The organism is Vibrio sp. L3-7 (assembly GCF_963898195.1).
Taxonomy (GTDB): Bacteria; Pseudomonadota; Gammaproteobacteria; order Enterobacterales; family Vibrionaceae; genus Vibrio; species Vibrio echinoideorum.
Map to the genome: position 1 here is coordinate 1 of NZ_CAWQUW010000059.1, position 1,576 is coordinate 1,576.

The 1,576-nt window shown below is 41.4% G+C and carries 1 protein-coding gene; it reads right to left on the reverse strand.

Annotation, left to right across the window (positions count from 1 at the left end; all coding sequences use genetic code 11):
- Window positions 1-206 precede the first annotated feature (206 nt).
- A complete protein-coding gene (locus AACW75_RS22950; RefSeq protein ID WP_145572388.1) occupies window positions 207-1,175 on the reverse strand; it encodes a nucleoside hydrolase in 969 nt (322 codons plus the stop codon).
- Between the last annotated feature and the right edge of the window lie 401 nt (window positions 1,176-1,576).

Genomic DNA, 1,576 nt, shown 5'->3' on the forward strand with positions numbered 1-1,576 from the left:
AATGGGGCATAAATGAGCTAGCGAATTTAGTAAATGAAATTACTTTTTAGTATGGAAAGACACTTAGCTCGGTGTTTTGTATTAATAGTGCAAATCAGTTTAAATTGAAGCAGATGAAGCTGACATTACCTTTGAGCGTTTCTACGCATTGTATCTAGAGGATGAGCCTGCCGCACATTTCCCAACATTTGCGACAGAACCAACTATTACTGTTGTGAATAGTGTATTAATGTCTCTCTGTAGAGTGAGAGTAGAGTGTCGCTATCTACTTGAACACCAACCTGTTGTGCTGGAAATAAGCCCCATTCATCGTTCATATAGTTACGTTGATCAGCTTTCTGAATAGTCATTCCTTCCGCAGGTCCATCTGTGACTACCCTGACAGGACCACTACGACTTGTAAAAAGAGATGGTTGGATAACATAAGCAATAGCTGATGGGTCATGAACATGACAACCCTCCATTCCTACTTTTTCAGAATAAAACTTTAAGTAGTAGCGGCTGATATCCCAGATAAACTGCCCTACTTCTCCAGCATCATCTCGCAACTCATCAAGGTATTGACTGGTAAAAAAGCTCTCCTCCGTCACATCGAGCCCTATAATGACTACTGGCCATGATGCCGTAAACACCTTATCCGCAGCGTGAGGATCATCATGGATATTTGCTTCAGCAAATGGTGTCACGTTCCCTCTGTGGTCGTTTTCGCCGAACGCGCCACCCATAACAACCACTTCTTTTACCAAGTCAACGATATCAGGAGCAGCTTCAAGTGCGAGTGCCAGATTAGTAAGAGGACCAACCGCCACAAGAGTAATCTCTCCCGGCTCAGCTCGAACACTGTCAATAATGAACTGATAAGCCGGCTTATCAATAGCTGTAACATCTAATGAACTTGGTGCTTTCACATATCCAAATCCAGCCTCGCCATGCACCACAACCGTGGCTCCAACGGGATCTCTTATTAGGGGCTTATCCGTTCCCTTAGCCACCGGCGTCTTCATTCCAAACTTCTGCTTCAAATAAAGAGCATTTTGAGTCCCGTTGTCTATCGTCGCATTACCATAAACAGTGGTGATCCCCATAAGCTCAATATCTGGATGCGCTTCTGCAAATAAGATTGCCATTGCATCATCGATGCCCGGATCTGTATCTAGGATGATTTTCTTTGTCATATCAGACTCTAATTAAACAGTTGAAAAGAGTAGACAATACCTAGAAAAAACACTGATAAACGTGACTTGAATCTCATGATGAGAGCATATTAACTTAAACACTCAAGGTGTGAATTGTTCGTATGAATATTGTACTACGATCATTTTTCCGTATGTTCTGGAAAAATTAGTTAAATTTTAATTCCTTTAACTAATCGACTGAAAGTTCTTTGAACAGTTTTGCAAATGCTTCACATCTATTCACTGATAGTTGCATCAATCCCCACCCTAATAGATTCTTTTCTTACCTCTGGTGTTAGCTTCGTTTATATAGGAGCACTACTGATATGACGAAAAGTAAGTTAAGTGGTACTTGGGTGTAGCTATGTGTTCATTCGGTCGAAGCAAACAATGGGGCAGAA